Here is an 18,796-nt window from a genome sequence, read left to right as displayed (position 1 = left end):
TTCGACGGCCGCCCGGACGGGGGAGGCCTCTCACGGCGGCCGGGCTCCGGGATCCGGAGGCCGAGGGGCCGGAGGCCGAGGGGCCGGGGGCCGTCCGCCGCGGCCGTGGGCAGAGGACCCTACGGGGTCGGGTCGCCGGCGCCCCTGAGGGGCCGGACCGAGTCGCGGACGATGATGTGGGTGCCGAGCATGAGGTGCCCGGTCATGCCGGAGGCGTCCTGCCGGCGTTCGAGGGCGAGGCGGACGGCGGTGCGGCCGAGCTCCTCGTGCGGCACGTGGACCGTGGTGAGCTCGATGTCGGCGGCCGTGGGCAGATCGTCGAAACCGACCATGGAGATGTCGTCGGGGACGCGCAGCCCGCGCTCGCGCAGGGCCTGGCGCGCGCCCGCCGCGATGAGGTCGTTGCAGGCGAAGATCGCGGTGAAGTCGGCCGGCCCGGCGTCGAGCCGTTCGCGGACCATGCGGTAGCCCTCGTGGCGTTCCATCGTGCCCTCGACCTCCAGGCGGGGGTCGTGGGGCACGCGGTGGTCGGCCAGGGCGCCGCGGTACCCGGCGACGCGGCTGTCCTGGGTCGTGTAGCCGTCGCGCCTGCCGAGGAACAGGATGCGCCGGTGACCCGCCGAGAGCAGGTGGCTGGTGACGGCGTACGCGCCGGCGGTGTTGTCGTACTCGACGACGAGGGCGGGCACGCCGGGGCCGAGTGCGGGGCGCCCGCACAGGACGAGCTGCGATCCGGCGAGCGCCAGCGCGCGGGCGTACTCGCCCATCCGCTCGCGGTAGGCGGCGTCGTTCACCACGTTGCCGACGAGGATCACGCATTCGGCCTGCTCCTGGCGCATCAGCTGCACCGTGGCGAACTCGCGCTCCGGGTCGCCGCCGGTGGTGCCGACGATGCAGAGCTTGCCCTCCAGGGCGGCCTGGGTCTGCACGCCCTGGGCGACGTAGGCGTAGTGCGGCGAGATCACGGAGTTGACGATGATGGCGACGCTGCGGCTGCTGGCCCCGGCCAGCCCCCGCGCGTTGGCGTTGGCCACGTAGTCCAGCTCGCGCACCGCCCGCATCACCTTGCCGCGGGTGGCGGGCGCGCTGGGGTAGGTGCCTGACAGGATCCGCGACACCGTGGCGACGGACACGCCCGCGTGCGCGGCCACGTCCCGGATCGTCGTGGGCCGCTGCCCGTCCTCGCGGGATGCCGCACGCCGGACCATCCAACCTCCAACCGAAGTGAAACACGGCGGTAAACCGCTTACGCGTGATGCTTCCCTCTGCCTGGGCCGCTGTCAACTCGCCACCCTCGGGTGACCGCGGGGCCGTCACCGGACGGAGAATCCGGTGATGTTCGTGGGGCCCGTGCTGGGAAATCGCCTTCCGGGGCGGTGCGGGCCTCTTGACAGCTCCTGCGGGGCATGCTGCCATCTGCGATGTAAACGTTTAAACACCTCCTCGTTTCATCGGTGTGAACGCCAACCCCCCAGTGGAGCTCCCATGGCGATGATGTCCCGACGAAGACTTCTCCTCGGCGCGGCGGCGGCCGCCGCCGGCCAGGTCGGCCTGCCCCCGGGACCGGCACGCGCGGCCACCACCGGCCGGACGGCGGCGCCCGGCGTGCTCGACGACGGCGTCCGGCTGCACTGGCTGGAGGGCGGCGTCCCCGGCCGGCTGGCCGGGGGGGCCACCTGGGGCGTGCCGTGGCCGAAGGGCGCCGTGCCCAAGGGCCAGGAGTTCGCGCTGCGCAGCGCCGCCGGGCAGCAGGTGCCCGTCCAGACGTGGGCCACCGCCTACTGGCCCGACGGGTCGCTGAAGTGGACCGCGCACGCCATCGGCTCCGACGTCGCCCCGGCCGAGCACTACGTCCTGTCCGGGGGCCGGCCCGCCGCGCCGGCGGCCGCCGTGACCGTCAAGGACGGCCGCGACCAGGTCGAGGTGGGCACCGGCGTCATCCGGTGCCTGATCCCGAAGAGGGGCGACCGGCTGGTGCGCTCCCTCCTGCGGGGCGAGGTGGAGATCGCCCGCGACGGCCGGCTGATCTGCCTGCGCCAGGACGAGTCCGGGGACGACGAGACCGGCGCGGTCAGGCGGGAGAGGTTCGAGGGCCGTACCGAGAAGGTGACGGTCGAGCAGTCGGGCCCGGTCCGCGCGGTGGTCAGGATCGAGGGGGCACACCGGCGCGGCGGGCGCTCCTGGCTGCCGTTCACCGTGCGCCTGTACTTCTACGCCGGCAGCGACGGCATCCGCGCGGTGCACAGCTTCGTGTTCGACGGAGACGAGAGGAAGGACTTCATCGGCGGCCTCGGCATCCGCTTCGACGTGCCGATGCGCGGTGAGCTCCACGACCGGCACGTGCGCTTCGCCGGGAACGGCGACGGCGTGCTGTCGGAGGCGGTGCGCGGCATCACCGGCCTGCGCCGCGACCCGGGCGCGGCGGTCCGCCAGGCACAGGTCGCCGGGCAGACCACCCCGCCGACGGCGACCTGGGACACCCGGGTCTCCTCCCGGCTGCACCTGGTCCCGGCCTTCGGCGACTACTCGCTGAGCCAGGTCAGCGCCGACGGCTTCCAGATCCGCAAGCGCACCAGGACCGGCCACGGCTGGATACCCGTCGACTCCGGCGGCCGGGCCGGCGGGCTCGGCTACGTCGGCGGCCCCACCGGAGGCCTCGCCTTCGGCATGCGCAACTTCTGGCAGCTGCACCCCACCCGGCTCGACGTCCGCGGCGCGGCCGGCGAGCGGGCCGAGGTCACCGTGTGGCTGTGGTCGCCCGACGCCGGGCCGATGGACCTGCGCTTCTACCACGACGGCCTCGGCCAGGACACCTACGCCGAGCAGCTCGAAGGGCTGGAGATCACCTACGAGGACTACGAGCCGGCCTTCGGCACCCCGTACGGCATCGCGCGCACCACGGAGCTGATGTTCTGGGCGCTGGGAGCCACCCCGGCCGCGGAGCGGGTGGCGGAGCTGGCCGAGGCCGTGCGGACGCCGCCCCTGATCGTCGCGCCGCCGGCGCACCTGCACGCGGCCGGGGTGTTCGGCGACTGGTCGCCGGTGGACCGCTCGACCCCGGCCAGGAAGCTCATCGAGGACCGCCTGGACTTCCTGTTCGACCACCACAGGAAGCAGGTCGACCAGCGCTCCTGGTACGGCTTCTGGGACTACGGCGACATCATGCACAGCTACGACCCCGACCGGCACGTGTGGCGCTACGACGTCGGCGGCTACGCGTGGGACAACTCCGAGCTGTCGACCGACCTGTGGCTGTGGTACCACTACCTGCGCACCGGCAGGGCCGAGGCGTTCCGCTTCGCCGAGGCGATGACCCGCCACACCGGCGAGGTCGACGTCTACCACCTGGGCAAGTGGCGGGACCTGGGCACGCGGCACGGCGTCCAGCACTGGGCCGACAGCGCCAAGCAGGCCCGCATCAGCAACGCCGGCTACCGGCGCTTCCTGTACTTCCTCACCGCCGACGAGCGCATCGGCGACCTGCTGCGCGACCTCGTGGACGTCGACAGGACCTTCCTCGTCCTGGACCCCGTCCGTAAGATCCGCACCGGTCCGTACGAGCCCGACCCGCACGCGCTCGGCGTCAGCACCGGCACCGACTGGAGCGGCCTGGCACTCGCCTGGCTGACCGAGTGGGAGCGCGGCGGCGCGCCGATCGCCCGGGAGAAACTGCTGAACGGCATGCGGAGCATCGCCGTGATGCCCAACGGGTTCATCCGCGGCAGCGGCCTGTACGACCTCGACGACGGCACCTTCAAACCCACCGAGCCCGCGGTCAGCGTCGGCTCGCTCGGCGCGGTGTTCGGCCTGGTCGAACTGTGCAGCGAGGTCATCTCCCTGACCGGCGACGAGGCGTTCACCAGGGCGTGGCTGCAGTACTGCCGCCTGTACAACGCCACCGCCGCCGAGCAGCAGGCCGAGGCCGGCCAGTCGTTCGGCAACCAGAACCTGCGCCAGGCCCACTCCCGCCTCACCGCCTACGCCGCCGCCAGGCTCGGCGACGCGGGTCTCGCGGCCCGGGCGTGGCAGGAGTTCTACACCGGTCACGCCGGATACCCGAAGACCCTGGAGTTCGCGTCGGTGCGCCTGGAGGGCCCGAAGGTGCTCAAGCCCGTCGACGAGGCCGCCTTCGCCTCGGTCAACGCCTCCGCCCAGTACGGCCTGGCGGCCGTCCAGTGCCTCGCCCTGATCGGGGACCGGCTTCCCGCCTGACCCCCGCCCCCCACGATGAAGGAGACCCTCATGCATGTCACGCGTCGACGGCGAGCCGTCCGCCGGCCCGCCGCCATCGCCTCGGCGCTCGCGGTGGCCGCCGCGGCCCTGGTCGCCGGCCCCACGTCCGCGACCACCGCCTCCTCCGGCGGGTCGGCGGCCGCCCCCGTCCGTACCATGGAGAACCTCGGCCGCGGCGTGGTGGCCGTGCGCTCCGGCAGCAGGAACGTCCTGGTCAGCTGGCGGCTGCTGGGACTGGACCCCGACGGCATCGGCTTCAACGTCTACCGTTCCACCGCCGGCGGCTCCTACGTCAAGCTCAACTCCGCGGTCCTGACCGGCGGCACCAACCACGTCGACTCCACGGCCGACCTGACGCGCTCCAACAGCTACCACGTACGGCCGGTGGCCGGCGGCACCGAGCAGGCGGCGAGCGCGGCGTTCACGCTGACGGCCGACCACGCCGTCGAGCCGGTGGTCCGCCTGCCGCTGCGGGCCGGCGGCCCGGTGAAGTTCGTCTGGGCCGGTGACCTCGACGGCGACGGCGAGTACGACTACGTGCTCGACCGGCAGACCTCCCCCCAGAAGATCGAGGCCTACCGCAGCGACGGGCGCTTCCTGTGGCAGGTCGACATGGGGCCCAACAGCACGAACCAGAACAACATCGAGGGCGGGTCGTCCACGATCGACGTGGGCCACAACGACGGCGTCACCGTCGCCGACCTCGACGGCGACGGCCGGGCCGAGGTCGCGGTGCGCATCGCCAACGGCGTGACCTTCGGCAACGGGACGAGGTTCACCGACGGCAACGACAACCGCCAGTTCATGGCCGTCCTCGACGGCCGGACCGGAGCGGCCCGGGCCACGGCCCCGGTGCCGACCGACTACCTGTCCGACGGCCCGATGTACGCCCGCCTGGGCGTGGGTCACCTCGACGGCACCACGCCCAGCCTGGTGGCGTTCATGAAGAACCGGATCGGCAACGGGGGCTTCAACCTCATGATGGCCGCCTGGAGGTTCGACGGCCAGGCCCTGACCCAGCGGTGGAAGTGGCTGCGCGGCAACCAGAACGCACCCGACGGGCACAACACCCGCATCGTCGACGTCGACGGCGACGGCAGGGACGAGGTCGCCGAGATCGGGTTCGTGCTCAACGGGGACGGCACCCTGCGCTACTCGCTGGGGCCCGCGGGCATCGTCCACGGCGACCGTTTCCACATCACCAAGATGGACCCCTCCCGTCCGGGCCTGCAGGGCTACGGCGTGCAGCAGGACAACCCCAACGGCCTGCGCGAGTACTACTACGACGCCCGAGACGGCTCCGTCATCTGGCGGCACACCGGGTCCGGCACCGCCGACGTGGGGCGTGGCATGGCCGGCGACATCGACCCCCGCCACCCCGGCATGGAGGTCTGGTCCTTCTCCGGCCTGTACAACGCGCCCGCCAACCGCCTCGCCGAACCGAACACCTCGCTGCGGCCCTGGCCGCAGATGGGCCTGTGGTGGGACGGCGACCTCACCATGGAACTGCTCAACGACGGCAAGTTCGAGAAGTGGGACCCGGCCGGCCCCACCCCCACCAACCGGGTCCCCCGGCTGCTGAACATCTCGCAGTACGGCGCGGTCAGCGCGGCCCAGGGCGTGAACCCCACCCTGGTCGGCGACCTGTTCGGCGACTGGCGCGAAGAGGTCGTCTACACCAACGCGAGCTACAACCAGCTGATCATCTTCACCACCGACCGGCCCACGAGCACCAGGCTGTACACGCTGGCGCACAACCCCGCCTACCGCAACGCCATGACCCTCAAGGGCTACATGCAGTCCCACCACCCCGACTACTTCCTCGGCCACGGCATGACCGCGCCGCCCCGCCCGAGCATCCGCTACGCGGGCCAGTAGGCGTCGATGTTAAACCGTTTACTGCTTTTTCCGGTACATAGCCGATAAAAGCCACGTAGGACTGTAGTATCCGTTTTATGTCGCAGAACGGCCTCCCATCGCCCGACGAACGACTCTCCGGCCACACCGGCTGGACCCGGGCGCACTGGGAGGCCGCCGCCGACCGCCTGCTGGCCTCCGTGGTGCCGTACGCCACGGAGGACTTCGCCCGGTTCCACCTGCCCGGCAGCGCGAGCCGGTCGGGGCCGGTGAGCGACGGGCTGGAGGGATTCGCCCGCACGTTCCTGCTCGCCGCCTTCAGGATCGCCGGGGCGGGCGGCGCGGTGCCGCCCACGCTGCTGGAGCGCTACGCGAGCGGCCTCGCGGCCGGGACGGATCCGGCCCACCCCCACGCCTGGCCCGCGCCGGCCGACATGTCCCAGCAGCTCGTCGAGGCGGCCTCGGTGGCGCTGGCGCTGCACGAGACCCGGCCCTGGCTGTTCGACCGGCTGTCGCCGGCCGTGCGGGAACGGGTGGTGGCCTGGCTGGCCGGGTGCGTCGGGCGGCGCACCCCGGACAACAACTGGGTGATGTTCACGGTGGTCGTCGGGCAGTTCCTGGCCGAGGCGGGCGGGCCGCACGACCCGGCGGAGATCACCGGCGGGCTGGAGCGGATCGAGGAGTGGTACGCCGGCGACGGCTGGTACTCCGACGGCAGGGGCAAGAACTTCGACTACTACTGCGGCTGGGCGATGCACCTGTACCCGTCGCTGTGGGCGAGGATGGCCGGCGACACCGCCCGCCGGGAACTCTACGCGGCGCGCCTGCGCCGCTTCCTCGACGACTACCAGCACTTCTTCGCCGCCGACGGCGGGCCGGTGCACCAGGGGCGCTCGCTGACCTACCGGTTCGCCACCGTCGCGCCGCTGTGGCTGGGAGCGCTCACCGGCGCCTCGCCCCTGTCGCCCGGCCGCACCCGCCGCATCGCCGGCGGCGTCCTGCGCCACTTCGCCGAGCGCGGCGCGCCCGACGGGCGCGGCCTGCTCACGCTGGGCTGGTACGGCCCGTTCCCGCCCGTCGCCCAGGACTACTCGGGGCCGGCGTCGCCGTACTGGGCGAGCAAGGCGTTCCTGGGCCTGCTGCTGCCGCCCGGGCACCCGGTCTGGACGGACGCCGAGGAGGCCGCGCCCGTCGAGCTGGCCGACCAGGCGGTGTCCATGCCCGCGCCCGGCTGGCTGCTGCACGCCACCCGCGCCGACGGCGTCGTACGGCTCGTCAACCACGGCAGCGACCGCGACCGCGTCCAGGACCCGGCCGGGCCGCCCGACCCGTACTACCTCAAGCTCGCCTACACCAGCCACACCGGGCCCGAGGTGGGGGCGGGGGCGCACGGCGTGGACAACCACCTGGCCGTCGTCGCCCCCGACGGGACGCCCTCCCTCAGGCGGCGTATCGAGCCCCTGGCCGTCTCCGACCGGTTCGCCGCCTCCGCCTACGAGGACGGCCCGGTCCGCGTGGTGACGGCCTCGGTCGTCGACGGCCCGGCGGAGATCAGGATCCACCGGGTCACGGCCCCGGCCGGGCACCGGGTGAGGGACGGCGGCCACGCCCTGGCCGCGGCGGTCCCCCCGGAGACGAGCCGGGGGGAGGGGGCGGCGCGGGCCCGCCGCCCGGACGGGCTGAGCAGCGCCGTGCTCGCCCTGCACGGTTACACGGGAACCGGCGTGGTGACCTCGCGCGGCACCAACGCCTTCGGCGCGCACTCGGCCACGCCGTACGCCGTCGCCGACGCCCACCCCGGCGGCACCGCGCTCTACGTCGGCCTCGTGCACCTGGCGGTGACGCCGGACCCGCCGCCCGCGCCGGGCGTGAGCGTGCGGGGCGACCTGGTCGTCCTGGAGCTGCCCGGCGGGGAGACGGTGACCGTGCGCATGGCCGGCGTCCCCGCCTGCGAACGGCCGGCGCCCCGCGCCCGGAGAACACGGCGGAGCGGCGGGCCGCCCGTCCCGGCCCGCCGGCTCGTCGTGCGCCTCCGGTCTACTGGTTGGCCGCGTGCTCCTTGGCCAGCTCCGCGGCGACCCGGTCGCCGCCCGCCTGCCGCCACCGGGTGACGACGTCCTTCCACGCCGACAGCGGCTTGCGCCCGAAGGTGATCGCCGTGATCCCGTCCCCGAGGATCTGGCCCAGTTGGGCGCCCTTGCTCGCCTCGGTGGACGAGCGCAGGCCGGTGGCGGGGTTGCGGACGCTGTCGGGCAGCGTCGCCTTCTGCCACTCGTACACGGACCTGGCCACGTCGGAGTGGCCCGGCAGGTAGAGGACGGACGGGGCCGCGCCGAGGAACTTGACGGGCAGGAGGGTGTTGTTCTCCTGGGTGTACAGGTCGGTGGTCTTGACGCCGTCGGCGTCCTTGGTGAAGTGCCGGCCCTCGACGCCGTAGTTGGCCAGCTCGTACTCGCTGGTCCCGAACGGCGCGCTGAGGTAGTCGCAGATGCGCAGCAGCAGCCTGATCCGCTCGGGGGAGGCCTTCTTGAAGGCGACGTAGCCGAAGGTGCCCGGGCTCTGCCAGGGCGTGGGGTTCTCCCCGTACGGCCGCCCGAGGTCGAGGTCGAACCGGTCGTCGATCTTCGTCATGGTGGCCAGGTTCACCGACCCGAAGCCGTCGTTGATCGAGGCGACCGTGCCGTTGTGGAAGAAGCTCTGCATGTCGGTGGAGCTGACCGTGAGGCTGTCGGGGTAGTGCGCCCCGGCCTCGACCAGCTTGCGCATGACCTCCAGGGCCTGCTCGAACTGCGGGGTGGTGATGGTGTGCGAGAACGTGCCGCCCGAGGCCGACCAGGTGTTCGGCGCGCCCAGCGAGCCGGCGTGGTAGGTGATCGCGCCCAGGCCGCCGAACAGCGTCTTGAACCAGCCCACGCCCCACCTGCGGTCGCCGGTCAGCTCCTTCATGGCGTCCAGGTACTGCTCGGTCGTCCAGTCCTTGGGGATGCCGGCCGCCTCCATGGCCGAGCGGTTGACGAACAGGCTGTTGGCCGGCTTCGGCCGCTCCAGCGGGACCCCGTAGATCCTGCCGCCGACCCTGCCCATGCCCTGCCAGGCGTAGGTGGGGATGTTGGCGAGGTTGGGGAACCGCCTGACCGCGTCCCCGCCGACGAACTCCGACAGGTCGGCGCAGCGGGCCTGGACGAACTCGGCCGCGTGCGGAAGCGCCAGGTTGTTGAACATGATGATGTCCGGCAGGTCGTCGCCGGAGGCCATCAGCGTGGCCATCTTCTGCGCGTACTCCGGGTCGGGCACGACGGTGACGTTCAGGCCGACGTTGAGCGCCTTGTCGAGCGCCTGCCAGTACTCGTTCTGCCCGACCGGCTTCGGCGGGGCGCCGAACGACACGACCATGGCCTTGACCTCGGAGCCGTCGCCGACGGTGTCGTTCACCGACCGCACGAGCTTCTCGGGGTAGGACAGGTAGAGCGGCTGCACGCCGGAGGCGTCACCGGGAAGGTCCGGAGCCGGTCCGGTGAACGGCACGTAGGCCGGCCAGGGGGTCAGGCTCTTGCCCGCGTTGGAGACGTTCCCGCCTCCCGACGGGCTCCGGCCCGCGCACGCGGACAGCAGGGGCGTGGCGGCCAGGCCGAGCGCGCCGGTGCCGGCCAGGCGCAGCAGGGAACGGCGGTCGATGGGGTTGTCCATGGCGGGGGTTCCTCTCCCGGCGTGGCGCCGAAAGGAGTGTTTCTCGTGGGGGGTTCCAAGGCGCCGCTCAGGGGCGCCTGTCGGGCCTTCGGGGCGCCGGTCAGGACGCTGTCAGGCTTTCAGGGCGCCGGTCAGGACGCCCTTGGCGAAGTAACGCTGCAGGAACGGGTACACGCACACGATGGGCAGCGTCGCGAGCATGACGACGGCCATCTGGACCGACTGCGGCGAGGTGGCCGCCAGCTCGCCCGCGCTCTCGGACAGGGAGGCCCCTCCGGTGACGTACTGCCGCAGGACGGTGCCGATCGGCCACTTGGTCTGGTCGTTGAAGTAGATGATGGCCTCGAAGAAGCGGTTCCAGTACGCGACCGCGTAGAACAGGCCGATCACCGCGATGACGGCCTTGGACAGCGGGAGGACGACCTTGCGCAGGATCGCCAGCTCGCCGGCGCCGTCCATCCGCGCGGCGTCGAGCAGCTCCTGCGGGATGGCCTGGAAGAAGCCGCGCATCACGACCAGGTTGAACACGTTGATCAGGAAGGGCAGGACCAGGGCGGCGTACTGGTCGAACAGGCCGGCGCCCTGCACCACCAGGAACAGCGGCACCATCCCCGGCGGGAACAGGAACGTGAACAGCACCAGCAGCAGCATCGGCTTGCCGCCGTAGACCCGCGGCCTGCTCAGGGTGTAGGCCAGGCCGATGGTGCACGACAGGCTCAGCGCCGTGCCCACCAGGGTGACGCCCGTGCTGACCAGCAGCGCGCGGGTGATGATCCCGCCCTGCAGGATGTCGGCGTAGGCGTCCAGGGAGAACTCCCGCGGCCAGATCACCCAGCCGCCGTTCTCGATGACGTTCCGCGGGCTGGCCAGGCTGGTGGCCAGGACCGTCCACAGCGGGAAGACCACCAGCGCGACCACCACGGTCAGCGCCACGGCCTTGGCGGCGCGCACGGCCGGGCCGGGGCGGCCCTTCCAGGCCGGTGGGGCCGTCACGCTCCTCATGCCTTGTACACCCCCTGCTCGCCCAGCCGGTGCGCCACCTTGTTGGCGGTGTAGATGAGCACCACGCCGATCAGTCCCTTGAACAGCCCGACCGCGGCGGCGTAACCGAAGTCCCCGCCCGCGAAGCCGGTGAAGTAGACGAACGTCTCCAGCACCTCGCCGGTCTCCGGTCCCACCGACTGGCGCTGCAGGAAGAACTGCTCGAACCCGATCGACAGGAACTCGCCCAGCCGCAGCACCAGCAGCAGCACGATGACGGGCCTGATCGCGGGCAGCGTGACGTGCCACAGCCGCCGCCCCCAGCCGGCGCCGTCCAGCGCCGCCGCCTCGTACTGCTGCTCGTCGACCTGTGACAGTGCCGCCAGGAAGATGATCGTGGCCCAGCCGCACTCCTTCCAGATGAGCTGCGCGATCACCAGCGGCCCGTAGGCGTCGGGGTTGCCGATGATCGAGACGCCGCCCGCACCCAGGTCCGACAGCCAGCCGTTCACCACGCCCGCGCCGCCCAGCATCTGCTGGAAGAGCGCGATGACGATCACCCAGGACAGGAAGTGCGGCAGGTAGATCACGCTCTGCACGAACCGCCGGACGGTGTCGCCGACCAGGCTGTTCAGCAGCAGTGCCAGGGCGAGCGGCGCGGGGAAGAAGAACACCAGCTGCAGCGCGGCGATGATCAGCGTGTTCTCGACCGCGTTCCAGAACGCCGGGTCGCCGAACATGCGCTCGAAGTGCGCCAGGCCCACCCACTCGCTGCCCCGGACGCCGAGGAAGGGGATGTAGTCCTGGAAGGCCAGGACGTTGCCGAACAGCGCGCCGTAGTGGAAGAACAGGAAGTACGCCAGGCCCGGTACCGCGATGACCAGCAGTACCCGGTCGGTCCGGACGCGCCGCAGGCGGCCGGCGGGGGAACCGCCGACGGAGGACGAGGCCCGGGCCTTCTCGACGGGCGGGCCGGTGCCACCGGAGTCACCGCGGATCCGCGTCATGCTCACGTCCAACGCCCTTCCTGCGGTACCGAGCGGAAACAGAATGTTCATCAACATAAAACGTTTACATAAGCGCGTCAATAGTCCGTCACCTTCCTCCTGTGATGGTGAACATCCATGTATAGGCGATGCTTGCCCTCCCGAGAGGCCGTTGTGGACGATCCGTCCGGCGCGTAAGGTGACCCTGTTTGTGGAACCGTTTACATCGGTTCTCCCGCCGACCTACCGACAGGAGTCCCCTCCGTGCCACGGCGACCCGTCGCGGTCTTCGCCATCGCCCCCTGGGCGTTCGGCGGAGTCTTCCCCGCCGACCTCGTCACCCGACTGCGGCATCTGGTCGACATCGATCCTGCGACGACGTTCACCTCGTTCGAAGGACCGTCCGCCGCCGCGGTCCTGGCGCGGACGGACATCCTGCTCACCGGCTGGGGGTGTCCGCGCGTCGACGCCGCCGTTCTGGAGGCGGCGCCCCGGCTGCGTGCCCTCGTGCACGCCGCCGGCACCGTCAAGACCTCCGTCGATCCCGTCGTGTTCGAGCGCGGGCTCCTGGTGTCCACCGCCGCGGAGGCCAACGCCGTCCCCGTCGCCGACTACACCATGGCCATGCTCGTCCTGGGTGCCAAGCAGGTGTTCGGCCGCGCCAGGCGGTACGCCGCCGCCGTCGAGGGCGGCCCCGCCGACTGGCTCTCGGGCGACGGCACCGGCCTGCACGGCTGCACCGTGGGCGTGATCGGAGCCTCCCGGGTGGGCCGTCTGGTGCTGCGGCGGCTGCGGGAGTTCGACGTCGAGGTCCTGCTCTACGACCCGTACCTGACCGCCGACGACGCCCACCGTCTCGGTGCCGAGGCGGTCGGCATGGACGACCTGTGCCGCCGCAGCCACCTGGTCACCGTGCACGCCCCCGCCCTCCCCGAGACCCGCCACATGCTCGACGGCCGCAGACTGGACCTGCTGCCCGACGGGGCGACCGTCGTCAACACCGCCCGAGGGTCCCTGATCGACACCGAGGCGCTGACGCGGGCCTGCGTCACCGGCCGGATCTCGGCCGTCCTCGACGTCACCGACCCCGAGCCGCTGCCGTCCGGCCACCCCCTCCTCGCCCTGCCCAACGTCCTGGTCACCCCGCACCTGGCGGGGGCCCAGGGGCGTGAGATGCGGCGCCTCGGAGAGTTCGCCGTTGCCGAGGTGGGCCGGTTCCTCAGCGGCATACCGCTGCTGGGACAGGTGCAACCGGAGCAGCTTCCGTACATGGCGTGACGAGTCCCGCACGGGACCGGCGTCCCCGAGCGGGCTCTCCGGCGGCCACCGTTCGGGGTGTGGTCGCTCCGCGGGCGTTCGAGGCGTGGTCGCTCCGCGGGCGGGTGCGGGAACACCGGGTCCGCTCCGCCCGGCCGGGATACGGTGATCGGTGTCCGCGCGGACGGCGCCCGGCCGGACGGGGCGCGGCCGGACGGGGCGCGGCGAAGCGGGAGCGGGGCGGAGCGGGACACGACGGGACGGGACGGGATGACAGCGGGCGCGGGACGCGACGAGGACGGACGAGGGAAGCGGGAGGACGGGCGCGACAGGCCGGACGCGACGAGACGGGCGCCGTTCCCGCGGCCGGGGATGTGCAGTGTCACCTACCGGTCGCTGAGCGCGGACCGGATCGTCGGGCTGGCCGCGGACGCCGGGCTCGACCGCGTCGAGTGGGGACAGGACGCGCACGTCCCGCTGGGGGACGAGGCCGAGGCGCGCCGCGTGGCGGAGGCGACCAGGGCCGCGGGCCTGGAGGTCTCGGCGCTGGGCTCGTACTACCGGGTGGGCGTCATCGCCGACGCGGAGGAGGACCGGCGGGTGTGGCGGCAGGTCCTCGACGCGGCGCGCGCGCTCGGCGCCCCGCGCATCAGGGTCTGGGCCGGGAACGCCGCCTCGGCGGCCGTGGGGGCGGCCGGACGCCGCCGGATCGTGGACGGCCTGAGGCGGTGCGTCGACAGCGCGGCGGAGGCGACGACGGACGGCGTCACGGGCGCCACGGGCATCACGGTCGCCACCGAGTTCCACGCCGACACCCTCACCGACGACATCGTCTCGGCCCGGTCGATGCTGGACGACGTCCCGGGCCTTCGGACCTACTGGCAGCCGCCGAACGGGATGCCGGACGACGAGGCCCTGGCGGGGCTGGAGGCCGTGCTGGACCGGGTGGACGGGGTGCACGTGTTCAGCTGGTGGCCGACGCCCCGGGAACGGTGGCCGCTGGAGCACCGGGAGGCGCTGTGGCGCCGGGCCCTGGCCGTGGTCGCGGCGACCGGGCGGGAGATCGACGCGTCCCTGGAATTCGTCCCGGACGACGACCCCGCGGTGCTGTCCAGGGAGGCGGCGACCCTGCGGCGCTACCTGCCGGACGCCCCCGGCGCCGGGGACGGCACGGGCACCTCGCCGTAAGCCGGCCGCCGCGGGCCCGCGGCGAGTTCATCGGCCCGCCGCCACCGGGAGAACGGCCGTTTCGTTCTCCCCGCGCATTTCCTGAACGGAGGCGTCGGCCGGATTTCCATGACACTTTCGTGCCCGTTGATTAAATCCGGCTTTGTCGTTCTCGATTTCCCGGACGCCGCGATCGCACGTCCCGCCGTCAGTGGTCGTCCCAGTGCCCCTCGTGCGAGGCGTGGCGATGACCGTCGTGAACGTAGTCGATGTGGCCGTCGTGCGGGACGGCCACGTGACCACACCCCTCGCCGTGCCGGTGGTCGTGCTCGGCATGCGGGCGGTGCTCGGTTGAAACAGACATCATTCCCCCTGTTGAAATCGGTGTTCCAACACCGGACAGTACCCAGGGGGAACCGGGTGTCAAAACCCGGGAACGCGCGGCGATTCGATCTGGACGGCCATTGTCTGACGCTGTTCTGATTTTAGGATTTTCCTACCTCTCGTTCGAGGCCGGGCAGGACCGGTGCGCGGCAGAGCGCGGGTCCGCGCGGCGCCGGCCGGACGGTTCGCGGAGCCCGGCGCACGGCGGCCCGGGGGCACATCGTGGTGGAGGGAGGGTGAGCTTCGTCTCACCCCTGCCCTGAGACGCGTGCCGGACAGGGGCACACGAGCAGCTCCGGGGCCGACTTCACGTCTCCGTGACCGACCGGACACGGGGAAGATCGGGGCTTGACGATGAGGTGGATGCGATCACAAGATAGGCAAGGCTTACCTAAATAAGACAAGTGACAACGCCTCGGTCTTGTCGCTCGCTCGTCGCTGCCATCGAACTCCGCACAGAAGTCCACAGGGAGGAACCATGCCTCAAAACCCCTTCGACGATGACAGCGGCAGTTTCTACGCCCTTGTGAATCACGAGGAGCAGTACTCCCTCTGGCCGACCTTCAAACCGGTGCCCGGTGGCTGGACGATCGTCTTCGGCGCCCCCGACGGTGCTCCCCGCCAGGAGGTCCTCGCCTGGATCGACAGGACCTGGACCGACCTTCGTCCCAAGTCCCTTCGAGACTTCATCGCCGAGCAGGAGGGCGCGTCCCGGGACGCGGTCCGCACCGGCAACTGACCGACTTCTCGACCCAGGGAGAACACCATGTTCCGTACCGTCCTCGGTGGAAAGATCCACCGTGCCACCGTCACGCAGGCCGATCTGCACTACGTGGGCTCGATCACGATCGACGAAGATCTGGTCCGGGCCGCGGGCCTCGTCGAAGGCGAGAAGGTCCAGGTCGTCGACATCACGAACGGCGCCCGCATCGAGACCTACGTCATCACCGGGACCGCCGGCGGGGGACAGATCTGCATCAACGGCGCCGCGGCGCACCTGGTGAAGCCCGGCGACCTGGTGATCATCATGTCCTACCTGCTCGCCGACGAGACCGAGCTGATCACCCACGAGCCGCGCGTCGTGCACGTCGACGCCGGCAACCGGATCGTCGCGCTGGGACACGACCCCGCGGAACCGGTACCCGGCGCGGTCGACCAGGTCTCGTCGCGGGGGCTTTGATGGCCGATCTCGATCCGCTCCCCCTCGACGGTTTCGTGCCCTACCCCGCCGAGACCGCCGCCCGCTATCGCGAGGCGGGGTACTGGATCGACCAGACGCTTCCGGAGCCGTTGTTCGCCACCGTCGCGCGAGTCCCCGGGAAGACGGCGATCGTCGCGGGTGAGACCAGCCTCACCTACGCGGAGCTCGGCGACCGGATCCTCCGGATCGCCGCGGGCCTGCGCCACCTCGGCGTCGGCCGCGGAGACCGGGCCGTCGTGCACCTGCCGAACATTCCCGAGTTCATCGCGTTCGTCTACGCGTTCTGGGAGATCGGCGCCATCCCCGTCTTCGCGCCGGCCGCGCACCGGCGTACCGAGATCGAGCACTTCGTCTCGGTGACCGACGCCCGCGTCTACGTCACCGTCGCACGGCACGACGGCGCCGACCTGGCCGCGTTGGCGGCGGAGCTGAAGGCGACGTGGCCCAGCCTGGAGCACACCGTGGTGCTCGACGCCGACGGCGGCGGCGCCGACCTCGACCGCCTGCTGGCGCACGACCCGCTGCCCCACGAGCGGCGTTCCCTGCCGGGCGACGTCGCCCTGCTGCAACTGTCCGGCGGCACGACGGGGCGGCCCAAGATGATCCCGCACACCAGCGAGACCTACCTCCATTCCGTAAGGGCGAGCATCCCGCTCTGCGGCATCACCGAGGCCTCCGTGCAGCTGACCGCGGTGCCGATCTGCCACAGCATGTCGGTGCGCTCCCCGGGCTTCCTGAGCGTTCTCAGCGTCGGCGGAACCGTGGTGCTGGCCCACGACGGCAGCCCCGACACCGTGTTCCCGCTCATCCAGCGGCACCGCGTCACCCAGTCGTCGATCGTCCCGCCGCTCCTGCTGGCCTGGCTGAACTCCTCGCTCAAGGACCGCTACGACCTGTCGAGCCTGGAGAGCCTGCACGTCGGCGGGGCGAGACTCAGCATCGAGGCGGCCCGGCGCGTGCGGCCCGAGCTCGGCGTCATCCTGCAACAGGGCTTCGGCATGGCCGAGGGGCTGGTCAACTACAACCGGTTCGACGTCGACGAGGAGACGAGCGTGCGGTGCCAGGGCCGCCCCATCTCACCGGGCGACGAACTGCTCGTCGTGGACGACGGCGGCCGGCCGGTGCCGCCCGGCGTGCCGGGGCATCTGCTGACCCGCGGCCCCTCCACCATCCGTGGCTACTTCCGCAACCCCGAGGAGAACGCCCGCAGCTTCACCCCCGACGGCTTCTACCGCACGGGCGACATCATCGAGCTCGGCGAGAACGGCTACCTGGCCGTGGTGGGACGGTCGAAGGACCAGATCAACCGGGGTGGCGAGAAGGTCGCCCCCGAAGAGGTGGAGAACCTCATCCTCGGGCACGAGGGAGTACACGACGCGTCCGTCATCGGGATCCCCGACGCCATCCTGGGCGAGCGCGTCAAGGCGTTCGTGATCCCGCGGGCGGAGGCCGACCCGGCCACGCTGAAACTGCCCTCCATCCGGAAGTACCTCCGCGACCAAGGCCTCGCCTCGTACAAGCTGCCGGACGCGCTGGAGGTCGTCGCCGAGTTCCCGCAGACGGCGGTCGGCAAGGTCAGCAAGCGGCTGCAACGAGTTCGACAGAACTGAGAGGACGGACCCTTCCGGTGGACGCCGACGAGCGGGTAGCCCTGTCCGCCAGCCAACGGGGCATCTGGGCCGCCCAGAGGTTGTTCTCCGCGCCGGCGGCGTTCCGGGCGGCCGAGATCACCTGGCTGCCCGGCCCGGTGGACACGGCCGCCTTCACCGCCGCGGTCAGCCGTGCCTTCACGGAGACCGACGCCCTGCGCGTCCGGTTCCACGAGGAGCAGGGCATCCCGTCCCAGTACGTCGACACGACGAGGCGCCTCGAGACGACCGTGGTGGACGAGCCGCACGACGACGCGGCGATCCGTGACCTGGTTCGCGCCTCGCTCGACGATCCCGCCGCGACCGCCGTGGAGCTGTCCGTGGAGCTGTCCACGGCCTCGGTGTTGCTGCGGCGTACGGACGGCACCTGGGCATGGGTCTTCACGGCGGACAACATCCTGCTCGACGGGTACAGCGTCACGCTGTTCATCCGCCGCGTCGCGGAGATCTACTCGGCGGCCGTCCAGGACGAACCCGTTCCCGAGGCCTGGTTCGGCAGGCTGGCGGACGCCCTGCCGCCGCCGCACGACCCGGTGGGGCCGGAGGCCGGCGCGGTGGAGTACTGGCGCCGGCTGCTGGACGTGGACGTCGCCCAGGAGCGCTCCTCGACCGTCGCGGCCGAACTCTTCTCCTTCTCCTACCGGCCTGTCCGGCTACCGACGGCCGACGGCGTGTTCGACCGTCTGCGGGTGTTCTCGCGGAGCGTCCGCGCGAACTGGACCGACACCCTGATCGCCCTGTGGGGGCTCTACACGTCGTTCGCCGAGCAACGGTCCGACATCGCGGTGCGAGTGCCGTTCATGATGCGGGACACCCCCGGCCTGCTGCGGACGCCCAACGCGATGTCGCGGGTGCTGCCGGTGGTGGCCTCGATCGGTCCGAGCCGCACGCTCGCGGAGCTGATGAAGGCCGTCGGACGGCAGATGCAGCAGGCGAAGGCGCATTCCGCCGTGGAGGACCACCACATCGCCCGGAGCTGGCCGGGAAGCGACTTGTCCTACTTCCTGCTGCCCTCCATCAACATCAAGCTCTTCGAGTACGTCGCACGATTCGATCAGGTCACCGGGACGGTGGAGACCGTCAACCCGGGACAGATCGGGAAACTGGATCTGTCGGTCTACCGCGATCCGGTGTCCGGGCTGCGCCTGGAACTGGCCGGACACGAGTCGATCACCTCCGTGGCGGACGTGGAACGGCACGCGGCCGCCTTCGCCCTGTTCCTTGAGCGGGCGCTCGGTGCGGGGCCGGACACCACCCTCCACGAACTCGCCGAAACGGCCCTTCCCGTGCGGAACGCCCCGGCCGGTGTGGGAAGGGCGCCGGAGGTCGCCGCCGACGTGTCGGTGGACGGGTTGCTCCGGCGGCAGATCGCGGCGACTCCTGATGCGACGGCG

The 18,796-nt window shown here is 71.7% G+C and carries 13 protein-coding genes; 9 read left to right on the top strand and 4 right to left on the bottom strand.

Annotated features, from left to right (window positions below):
• Positions 1–119: 119 nt before the first annotated feature.
• Positions 120–1,208 carry a LacI family DNA-binding transcriptional regulator gene (locus tag AB0G16_RS26125; protein WP_362810122.1) on the bottom strand — a complete coding sequence of 363 codons (1,089 nt, stop codon included), beginning with the start codon at positions 1,206–1,208 and terminating at the stop codon, positions 120–122.
• A 277-nt stretch (positions 1,209–1,485) separates the two neighbouring features.
• Here AB0G16_RS26125 and AB0G16_RS26120 point away from each other — a divergent pair, with 277 nt between their 5' ends.
• The 3 genes from AB0G16_RS26120 to AB0G16_RS26110 all read left to right on the top strand — a co-directional run bounded on the left by AB0G16_RS26120 (position 1,486) and on the right by AB0G16_RS26110 (position 8,201).
• Positions 1,486–4,212 carry a Tat pathway signal sequence domain protein gene (locus tag AB0G16_RS26120; RefSeq protein WP_362810119.1) on the top strand — a complete coding sequence of 909 codons (2,727 nt, stop codon included), beginning with the start codon at positions 1,486–1,488 and terminating at the stop codon, positions 4,210–4,212.
• A gap of 30 nt (positions 4,213–4,242) precedes the next feature.
• A complete protein-coding gene (locus AB0G16_RS26115) occupies positions 4,243–6,111 on the top strand; it encodes a hypothetical protein (RefSeq protein ID WP_362810116.1) in 1,869 nt (622 codons plus the stop codon).
• Between the two features lie 77 nt (positions 6,112–6,188).
• The gene (locus AB0G16_RS26110) at positions 6,189–8,201 is read left to right on the top strand and encodes a DUF2264 domain-containing protein (protein WP_362810113.1); all 2,013 of its coding nucleotides are present in this window, start codon (positions 6,189–6,191) and stop codon (positions 8,199–8,201) included.
• Here the strand turns inward: AB0G16_RS26110 and AB0G16_RS26105 are convergent.
• The 3 genes from AB0G16_RS26105 to AB0G16_RS26095 all read right to left on the bottom strand — a co-directional run bounded on the left by AB0G16_RS26105 (position 8,128) and on the right by AB0G16_RS26095 (position 11,765).
• Entirely contained in the window at positions 8,128–9,777 is a 1,650-nt protein-coding gene (locus AB0G16_RS26105; protein WP_362810110.1) for an extracellular solute-binding protein, read from the bottom strand. The two genes, AB0G16_RS26110 and AB0G16_RS26105, sit on opposite strands and share 74 nt — an antisense overlap.
• A gap of 111 nt (positions 9,778–9,888) precedes the next feature.
• Complete coding sequence (locus AB0G16_RS26100; protein ID WP_362810106.1) at positions 9,889–10,779, bottom strand: carbohydrate ABC transporter permease; 891 nt, start codon at positions 10,777–10,779, stop codon at positions 9,889–9,891.
• Positions 10,776–11,765, bottom strand: coding sequence for an ABC transporter permease subunit (locus AB0G16_RS26095; RefSeq protein WP_362810103.1), 990 nt, complete (start codon positions 11,763–11,765; stop codon positions 10,776–10,778). The genes AB0G16_RS26100 and AB0G16_RS26095 overlap by 4 nt, the downstream gene beginning before the upstream one ends.
• 243 nt (positions 11,766–12,008) lie before the next feature.
• On the opposite strand from AB0G16_RS26095, the gene AB0G16_RS26090 reads away from it, so the two are divergent.
• The 6 genes from AB0G16_RS26090 to AB0G16_RS26065 form a co-directional block, all read left to right on the top strand.
• Entirely contained in the window at positions 12,009–13,022 is a 1,014-nt protein-coding gene (locus tag AB0G16_RS26090; RefSeq protein ID WP_362810100.1) for a hydroxyacid dehydrogenase, read from the top strand.
• Between the two features lie 351 nt (positions 13,023–13,373).
• Entirely contained in the window at positions 13,374–14,189 is an 816-nt protein-coding gene (locus AB0G16_RS26085; RefSeq protein ID WP_362810097.1) for a TIM barrel protein, read from the top strand.
• An 841-nt stretch (positions 14,190–15,030) separates the two neighbouring features.
• A complete protein-coding gene (locus AB0G16_RS26080; RefSeq protein WP_362810094.1) occupies positions 15,031–15,291 on the top strand; it encodes an MbtH family protein in 261 nt (86 codons plus the stop codon).
• A gap of 27 nt (positions 15,292–15,318) precedes the next feature.
• On the top strand, positions 15,319–15,732 hold the full coding sequence (gene panD / locus AB0G16_RS26075) for an aspartate 1-decarboxylase (protein ID WP_362810092.1): 414 nt from the start codon (positions 15,319–15,321) through the stop codon (positions 15,730–15,732).
• Positions 15,732–17,363, top strand: a complete 1,632-nt coding sequence (locus AB0G16_RS26070) for an AMP-binding protein (RefSeq protein ID WP_362810089.1) — start codon at positions 15,732–15,734, stop codon at positions 17,361–17,363. Before panD ends, AB0G16_RS26070 begins: the two co-directional genes overlap by 1 nt.
• Positions 17,364–17,380: 17 nt before the next feature.
• Positions 17,381–18,796: condensation domain-containing protein (locus AB0G16_RS26065; protein ID WP_362810086.1), on the top strand; the 1,416-nt coding region annotated here is incomplete at its 3' end.

Origin of the sequence: Streptosporangium sp. NPDC023615, from assembly GCF_040640155.1 — a bacterium.
Classification (GTDB): domain Bacteria; phylum Actinomycetota; class Actinomycetes; order Streptosporangiales; family Streptosporangiaceae; genus Streptosporangium.
The sequence above is the reverse complement of the archived record's forward strand: the minus strand, read 5'-3'. Positions and strand labels throughout refer to the sequence as shown.